This window comes from Neisseria sp. P0022.S010 (assembly GCF_051956635.1).
In genome coordinates this window covers 1-7,980 of record NZ_JBQCXF010000120.1, presented here as the reverse complement: position 1 = coordinate 7,980, position 7,980 = coordinate 1, and the positions used below count along the sequence as shown (strand labels likewise).

Genomic DNA, 7,980 nt, shown 5'->3' with positions numbered 1-7,980 from the left:
GTAGACACGCTATCTTGAGGGGGTAGTGGCCGTAGGCTGTGCGAGTTCAAATCTCGCTGTCGGCACCACATTAGAAAATCTAACCGCTTTTTAGCGGTTATTTTTTCGTCTTGAGAATCTGCCTTTCATTTATCTTTAGGCCGAAACAGGGAAATACAATGAAGCGTTTGGTTGTCGGCATCAGCGGTGCCAGCGGTTTTCAGTATGGCGTGAAAGCTTTGCAGCTTTTGCGTGAGCATCAGGTAGAAACGCATTTGGTGGTTTCACAAGGGGCGGAGATGACCCGCGCTTTGGAAACGGATTACACCAAGGAAGATGTTTATGCTTTGGCGGATGTTGTGCATTCCGTCCGTAATGTCGGGGCAAGTATTGCCAGTGGATCGTTTTTGACGGATGGAATGTTGATTGCGCCGTGTTCAATGAAAACTTTGGCTTCGGTTGCTCATGGATTTGCCGATAATTTGCTCAGCCGTGCGGCGGATGTAACGTTGAAAGAGCGGCGCAAGCTGGTGTTGATGGTGCGTGAAGCGCCGTTAAACTTGGCGCACATTGAAAATATGCGCCGCGTGACAGAGATGGGCGGCATTGTGTTTCCTCCCGTTCCGGCTTTATATCAGAAGCCCGAATCCATCGAAGATATGATTACACACAGCGTCTCTCATGCTTTGGACTTGCTCGGCATCATTCAAAACAATGTGCCGCGCTGGCAGGGCTGATGTTTCAGACGGCCTGAGTATAAGTTACGACTGAGAAGGAAGATAAAAATCATGCAAACAATTCCTGCCAATATAGTGAAGTTTTTGAGCAATCATCATGTCGTCAGTATTGCTGCTGCGGAAGAGGGCGAAGTTTGGGCGGCTTGCTGTTTTTATGTATTTGATGAGGCGAATGCCCGATTGATTGTGCTGACATCTTTGAAAACGAAACATGGCGGAATGATGAGCCGGTCAGCCAAAGTAGCCGGTACCATTGCCGGACAGCCTGACAGCATCACGAAAATCAGCGGCATTCAGTTTGCGGCGACTGCCGCTTTGATTGAGGATGAAGCGGATTTGAAAGCGGCGCAGTCTTTGTATTACAAAGCGCATCCTGCTGCCAGAGTAATGAAAAGCGATGTTTGGGCATTGAATTTGGACAGTGTGAAATTCACTGACAATAAATTGGTATTCGCACAAAAAACGTACTGGAATCGCGAGGATTAAGAAAAGGCCGTCTGAAAGATGAAATTTCAGACGGCCTTTGGTAAGGTTACAAATTAATCGTGTCCGAGATCGACAGTTTTTTCTTTGTAACGTGTATCAGGAACCAAAACGATTTTCTCGTCCACTTTGCCGATGGCTTTCACGTCTTTGCCCGGATAGTCCAGCTGATGCAGGAAGTAGCGGATACAGTTCAAACGTGCACGTTTTTTGTCGTCGGAACGGATGATGACCCAAGGCGCGTCGCCGGTGTGGGTGTGGAAGAACATGGCGTTTTTGGCTTCGGTGTAGTCGTCCCAACGGTCGAGCGACTGGATGTCCACAGGAGACAGTTTCCAGTGTTTCAGCGGGTCGTCACGACGTGAGATGAAGCGACGGAGTTGTTCTTCACGGGATACGGAGAACCAGAATTTGAACAGATGGATGCCGCTGGCAACAAGCATACGTTCCAATTCAGGGGTTTGACGCATGAAGAGCAGGTATTCGTTAGGTTCGCAGAAGCCCATTACGCGTTCTACGCCGGCACGGTTGTACCATGAGCGGTCGAAGAATACCATTTCGCCAGCGGTCGGCAGGTTTTGGATGTAGCGTTGGAAATACCATTGGCCGCGTTCGGTAGTGGTTGGTTTCTCCAAAGCAACCACGCGCGCGCCACGTGGGTTCAAATGTTCCATAAAGCGTTTGATGGTACCGCCTTTACCGGCTGCGTCGCGGCCTTCAAACAGGCTGACGATACGCTGACCGGAATCTTTAACCCAGCTTTGTACTTTCAACAATTCGATTTGCAGCTTCTGTTTTTCTTTTTCGTAAACAGAGCGGCGCATACGTTGTTTGTACGGGTAGTTGGCAGGAAGCGGTGCACTGCTGGAATCTTCGTCAGTGCCGCGTCCTTCGTGTTCCAAAACAGCCTTTTCGAATACTTGCAGCTGGTCTTGTTTCTCGCCCAGTTCAACATTCTCGAACGGTTCTAATTGGTGGTCTGCCATAAAGTCTCCTTATCGATTAAGTTTTAAATGATATGGTGTGGTATGACTTGATTTTACCTCTTTATGCTGTATTAGCCTACATAAAATTACACATAAGCGATTTTTTCCGGCTTGTTTGATAATTTTTGTAAAAAAAGCGTATAATCAGCCTATTTGTATAATACATCATGCCTTATTTCGCCCTGTTCGACGATGCGTTAAGCGGTCGTGCAAAACTCTATCAAAATCATGTGGAAAGCTGCCTTTTTCATCATAACGAACTGGCGTCGTTGGATGATGTTTTGCAGGCAGGTTGGAAAAAAGGCCTGTATGCAGTGTTGTTTGCAGACTACGAATTCGGATTGCCACTGATGGATATTTCATCCGCGCGCAGTGGCAATTTGCGTTTGCACTGGTTTGCCGATTATTCTGAAATCGATGCCGAAAGCTGGCTAGACAATCATTCAGACGGCCTTGAGGCAGGTGTCTCCACTCCCCGATTCTCCGTATCTGAAGCCGATTATCTCGAGCATATCAACCAAATCCACGAAGCCATCCGCCGCGGCGATACCTATCAAATCAATTACACCGCACGCCTGCACCTGCAAACTTACGGTAATCCGATTCAACTTTACCGCCGTTTGCGCCAGCCTGTGCCGTATGCCGTTTTGTCTTGTCTGCCCGACAGGGCAGGGCAGGACGCGTGGACTTTGTGTTTTTCTCCCGAACTTTTCCTCAAAATCGATTCAGACGGCCTGATCACAACCGAGCCGATGAAAGGCACTGCGCCGATTCTTCATGACGGACAAGATGAGCGCCGCGCCGTTGAATTGCGAAACGACCCGAAAAACCGCGCTGAAAATGTGATGATTGTCGATTTGTTGCGCAACGACCTCGGCAAAATCGCGCAAACGGGCAAAGTACGCGTGCCTGAACCGTTTAAAGTTTCCCGTTTCGGCAGCGTTTGGCAGATGACCAGTGCCATCGAGGCGCAGGCGCTGCCTGATGTTTCGGTTGCCGATATTCTCCGTGCAGCCTTCCCGTGTGGCAGTATTACCGGCGCACCCAAACGCATGAGTATGCAGATTATTGAGTCTCTTGAATCCGAACCGCGCGGTTTGTACACAGGCAGCATCGGCTTTTTGCATCCGTGCGATACAGGTTTGGGATTTGAAGGCGTATTTAATGTTGTGATTCGTACCTTATCCCTGAAGCCGGTTTCAGACGGCCTTTATCAAGGCATTTATGGCGTGGGTTCGGGGATTGTGATTGATAGCGATCCTGAAGCCGAATATCGCGAGTGCGGTTGGAAAGCGCGTTTTCTGAATGAATTGCGGCCTGATTTCGGTATTTTTGAAACCATGCGTGTGGAAGATAGACAATGCCGTTTGCTTGATTTGCATTTAGGCCGTCTGAACAGCTCGGCGCAAGCGCTCAACCTGACTTGGCCTGAAAATACAATAGAGAAAATCCAACACTATATAGATGCGTTGCCAAGTGGGTTATTTAGAGTCAAAGCCGCTTTGTTTTCAGACGGTCTTGTATTGAGTCATGCGGCTGTTTCCGAATTGGATGGGCAGCAATACGTTATCTTGAGTGAACACACATTAAGCCAACGCGATTATCTACGCCGCTTCAAAACCACGCGCCGTGAAATTTTTGACCAAGCGTGGAAAACGGCAGAAGGGCAGGGCGCATTTGACAGTCTGTTTTTCAATTCAGACGGCCTTTTGTTAGAGGGTGGAAGAAGCAATGTGTTCGTCAAATATCAAGGACAATGGCTCACGCCGTCTTTGGATTTGGATATTTTGAACGGGGTAATGCGCCAAGCGGTATTGAAGCAGCCACAGTTATATTTAGGTGCGGATACGATAAGGGAAACACACATCACGCGTGCCATGTTGGAAAATGCGGAAGAAATCTGCTTGAGTAACGCTTTAAGGGGCGTGTTTGCGGTTTCGCTCCGTAAATAAATGGCAATAGTCAAATCATCGTGATTCAAATTGTCGTAAAGCGGCAATATCCGATAGAATACGTCATTTCAACAATGAGGCCGTCTGAAAGGGAAAACAATATGGCAAAAGCAAAAGGTGGATTGGGACGCGGTTTGGATTCGCTGATTTCCAATGCAGTGGACAGCAGCAGTAGCGACCGCCTGACAACGGTTGCCATCGCCGATATTCAGCCCGGCCGCTATCAAGCGCGTGTGCAAATTGATGATGAAGCTTTGCAGGAACTGGCTGATTCCATTAAAGCGCAAGGCATTATCCAGCCGGTTATCGTACGTGAGCGTGGTCTGTCTCAATATGAATTGATTGCCGGCGAACGCCGTTGGCGCGCCTCCCAGTTGGCCGGTTTGACCGAAATTCCCGTCGTTATCAAAACCATCAGCGACGAAACCGCGTTGGCCATGGGTTTGATTGAAAACCTGCAACGTGAAAACCTCAATCCGATTGAAGAAGCGCAAGGTTTGAAACGCCTTGCCGATGAATTCGGCCTGACTCACGAAACCATCGCAAAAGCCGTCGGTAAAAGCCGTAGTGCCATCTCCAACAGCCTGCGCCTGTTGAGCCTGCCTGAGCCGGTTCAGGAAATGCTTTATCAACGCCGTCTGGAAATGGGTCATGCCCGTGCGTTGCTGACCTTGCATGTGGTTGACCAATTGGAGTTGGCGCAAAAAGCCGTCAAAAACGGTTGGTCGGTACGCGAAGTAGAACGTCGCAGCCAGTTGGCGCATCAAAAAGCCAAACCGGAAGCAGCCAAAACCATCAGCCCGGATATCCGCCGCATTAATGATGCCCTGACCGAGCGTTTGGGTGTTAATGTCGAAGTCAAAACCAGCAATCAGAAAAAAGGCAAAATCGTACTGCATTTTGATACGCCGGAAACATTTGAATACTTGCTGAAGCAGTTGGGTATCAATCAAGAGTTTTAACGGTTTTATAAACAGGCCGTCTGAAAAAAAATTTCAGACGGCCTGAATTTTTGATAAAAGGACTGGTCGTACAGATGTTTACAATACAAATCAAAATCTTCTATAAAATCTGTGTAGCAACATGTAATTTGTGTTAAACTCCGTTCCTGCAAAGATTTGTTTTATATGTGTTAATCATTTATCTGTGAAAGGTTCACAAAGATTAACGTATTGCTTGACGTTAACAAACTTCTTGATTATATTAATTTACCTTGCGTTTTGGGGTGTGAAGTACAATGAATCAAATAGTCCCATTGCAAGTAGTTGTATTGTTAATAATTTCAGTTGTTTGTGCGTTATTTTCCGGGTTGCCCGGCTTCCTCTCTGCTTTGGCGGGAGGATTTTCGTACATTTTACCTACCCTGGTTGCAGTTTTACTTTTAAAGTTTTCCCGACGAAATCCCGATCTGCAAAGTTCAATTTTTGTCGGTGGAGAGGTTTTAAAAGTAGTGCTGTCGCTGGTATCTATGTCGGTCGTTTTTGCGATATGGCATCAATCGCTGGTATTTTTCCCATTCTTATTGGGGTTACTCAGTGTCAGTCATTTGGTTTTTTTAGTATTGTTGAGAGTGAAACACTATGGCAGGTGAAACTATGACCGCTGCCGACTACATCAAGCACCACTTGCAAAGCTTGACCAGTATGTCGGATGTTACTCAGGGTCAAGGACTGAAAAACATCGCTGATTTTTCGTTCATTAACCTTGATGCAATCTTTTTTGCTGTTCTGTTAGGCGTAATCGGCAGCCTCCTTTTGTGGCGCGGTGCCAAAAAAGCAACGGCTGGCGTGCCTGGTCGTTTTCAAGCAGCTGTTGAAATTTTGTTCGAATTCGTGGATAACATGTGTAAGAGTATTATTCATAACGAACAATCGCGTAAAGCCGTTGCGCCTTTGGGTTTGACCCTGTTTGTCTGGATTTTCCTGATGAACGCCATGGATATGTTGCCGGTTGATTTGCTGCCGATGGTATGGCAAGGCGTTACCGGTAATCATCATGCACTGTTGCGCGTTGTACCGACTGCTGACTTGAATACGACTTTGGCTTTGGCAATCGGCGTATTGTTGGTATGTATTTATTACAATATCAAAATCAAAGGCTTTGGCGGTTGGATTCACGAATTGTTCAGCGCACCTTTTGGCCCGATGCTCGCTCCGGCCAACTTTCTGTTGAACTTGGTAGAGTTTTTGTCCAAAACCGTATCCCACGGTATGCGGTTGTTTGGTAATATGTATGCCGGTGAGCTGGTGTTCCTGCTGATTGCTTTGTTGGGTGGTGCATGGGCGTCAACCGGCAGTATCGAGACTTTGGATCCAATTTTATTTGTGTTCCACCTGATTGCCGGTTTGGCTTGGGCGATTTTCCACATTTTGGTTATCACCTTGCAGGCATTTATTTTCATGGCGTTGGCGTTCGTATACATCGGACAAGCGCATGATGCACACTAATCAAGTAGTTTTTTCGTAGTTTGTTTTTGTAGTTTAACCTTTACTATCTTAAGGAGTTTAAAAATGGGTTTGATTGCTATCGCATGTGGTTTGATCGTTGCCTTGGGTGCATTGGGTGCCTCTATCGGTATCGCAATGGTTGGTTCTAAATACTTGGAATCTTCTGCTCGCCAACCTGAGCTGATCGGTCCTCTGCAAACCAAACTGTTCTTGATTGCTGGTCTGATCGACGCGGCCTTCTTGATCGGTGTGGCTATTGCCCTGTTGTTCGCCTTCGTTAACCCGTTTGGTGCTGCGTAATCAAGACGGAGCGATCCGTTCAGATACAGGCTTATGGTCTGTTTGATTAACCCAGATACGAAGGTTAAGTAACGTGAATATTAATGCAACCTTATTTGCGCAAATCCTGGTTTTCTTTGGCTTGGTTTGGTTTACGATGAAATTCGTATGGCCTCCGATTGCCAAAGCGTTGGATGAGCGTGCCGCAAAAATCGCCGAGGGCTTGGCTGCTGCCGAGCGCGGTAAGAGCGATTTTGAGCAGGCAGAGAAAAAAGTTGCAGAACTTATGGCCGAAGGGCGTAATCAGGTAACCGAAATGGTTGCCAACGCCGAAAAACGTGCTGCAAAAATTGTAGAAGAAGCCAAAGAGCAAGCTTCTCATGAAGCAGCACGCATTGCAGCCCAAGCAAAAGCTGATGTGGAGCAAGAAGTTAACCGTGCGCGCGAAGTGTTGCGCGAACAGGTTGCTACACTGGCTGTTAAAGGTGCGGAATCTATCTTGCGTAAGGAAGTTGATGCTTCCAAACATGCAGATTTGCTCAGTACCTTAAAACAGGAGCTGTAATCTTATGGCAGAGTTCGCAACGATTGCCAGACCTTATGCGAAAGCATTGTTTAGTCTGGCTCAGGAAAAAAACCAAATCGAGTCTTGGTTGGGCGAACTGAAAGAACTCGCAGCGGTTGTTCAAGATGAGAAAGTCATTGCTCTCATCGAGCAACCGGAAACGGGAGCTTCCGAAAAAGCAGAAACGCTCAAAGGTCTTGTCGGTATCAAAAATGTCGAATTGGCAAATTTCATTACCGTTTTGGCCGAGCAAAAGCGTTTGCTGGTATTGCCGGAAATTTATGCCCAATATCAAGATTTGACCTTGATACACAACAATACGAAATCGGCAGTAATTTACAGCGCATATGAACTCAGTTCTCAGCAGCTGGCCGATGTTACCGATATCCTGACAAAACGCTTCAACAGCAAATTGGATGTGGTAGCTAAAGTTGCCCCTGAATTAATCGGCGGCATCAAAGTAGAAGTGGGTGATCAGGTCTTGGATTTGTCCGTACAAGGCAAACTGAATGCTTTGTATGCGACTATGACAAATTAGGAGAGTTTTCATGC

10 protein-coding genes are annotated in these 7,980 nt (G+C 47.0%); 9 read left to right on the top strand and 1 reads right to left on the bottom strand.

Translation table 11 applies throughout. The features are described from left to right. Window positions 1-158: 158 nt before the first annotated feature. Together ACTHUT_RS11150 and ACTHUT_RS11145 are read left to right on the top strand one after the other, a co-directional pair. On the top strand, window positions 159-716 hold the full coding sequence (locus tag ACTHUT_RS11150; protein ID WP_049328788.1) for a UbiX family flavin prenyltransferase: 558 nt from the start codon (window positions 159-161) through the stop codon (window positions 714-716). Window positions 717-767: 51 nt separating this feature from the next. Beyond that, window positions 768-1,202, top strand: a complete 435-nt coding sequence (locus ACTHUT_RS11145) for a pyridoxamine 5'-phosphate oxidase family protein (RefSeq protein WP_250601483.1) — start codon at window positions 768-770, stop codon at window positions 1,200-1,202. Between the two features lie 53 nt (window positions 1,203-1,255). Here ACTHUT_RS11145 and ppk2 read toward each other — a convergent pair whose 3' ends face one another. Then, window positions 1,256-2,185, bottom strand: coding sequence for a polyphosphate kinase 2 (ppk2, locus tag ACTHUT_RS11140; RefSeq protein WP_003683925.1), 930 nt, complete (start codon window positions 2,183-2,185; stop codon window positions 1,256-1,258). A 167-nt stretch (window positions 2,186-2,352) separates the two neighbouring features. Between ppk2 and ACTHUT_RS11135 the strand changes: the two genes are divergently transcribed. The 7 genes from ACTHUT_RS11135 to ACTHUT_RS11105 all read left to right on the top strand — a co-directional run bounded on the left by ACTHUT_RS11135 (window position 2,353) and on the right by ACTHUT_RS11105 (window position 7,966). Further along, window positions 2,353-4,137: a bifunctional chorismate-binding protein/class IV aminotransferase gene (locus ACTHUT_RS11135; protein ID WP_250601481.1), complete on the top strand. Its 1,785-nt coding sequence runs from the start codon at window positions 2,353-2,355 to the stop codon at window positions 4,135-4,137. 101 nt (window positions 4,138-4,238) lie between these two features. Next, window positions 4,239-5,099, top strand: a complete 861-nt coding sequence (locus ACTHUT_RS11130; RefSeq protein WP_250591609.1) for a ParB/RepB/Spo0J family partition protein — start codon at window positions 4,239-4,241, stop codon at window positions 5,097-5,099. A gap of 275 nt (window positions 5,100-5,374) precedes the next feature. Further along, a complete protein-coding gene (locus ACTHUT_RS11125) occupies window positions 5,375-5,728 on the top strand; it encodes an ATP synthase subunit I (protein WP_250601479.1) in 354 nt (117 codons plus the stop codon). After that, complete coding sequence (gene atpB / locus ACTHUT_RS11120; protein ID WP_250601477.1) at window positions 5,718-6,584, top strand: F0F1 ATP synthase subunit A; 867 nt, start codon at window positions 5,718-5,720, stop codon at window positions 6,582-6,584. Before ACTHUT_RS11125 ends, atpB begins: the two co-directional genes overlap by 11 nt. 63 nt (window positions 6,585-6,647) lie before the next feature. After that, window positions 6,648-6,884: a F0F1 ATP synthase subunit C gene (gene atpE, locus ACTHUT_RS11115; protein WP_003676106.1), complete on the top strand. Its 237-nt coding sequence runs from the start codon at window positions 6,648-6,650 to the stop codon at window positions 6,882-6,884. Between the two features lie 73 nt (window positions 6,885-6,957). After that, a complete protein-coding gene (locus tag ACTHUT_RS11110) occupies window positions 6,958-7,428 on the top strand; it encodes a F0F1 ATP synthase subunit B (RefSeq protein WP_004464459.1) in 471 nt (156 codons plus the stop codon). A 4-nt stretch (window positions 7,429-7,432) separates the two neighbouring features. Continuing rightward, window positions 7,433-7,966, top strand: coding sequence for a F0F1 ATP synthase subunit delta (locus ACTHUT_RS11105; RefSeq protein WP_049328782.1), 534 nt, complete (start codon window positions 7,433-7,435; stop codon window positions 7,964-7,966). Window positions 7,967-7,980 lie beyond the last annotated feature (14 nt).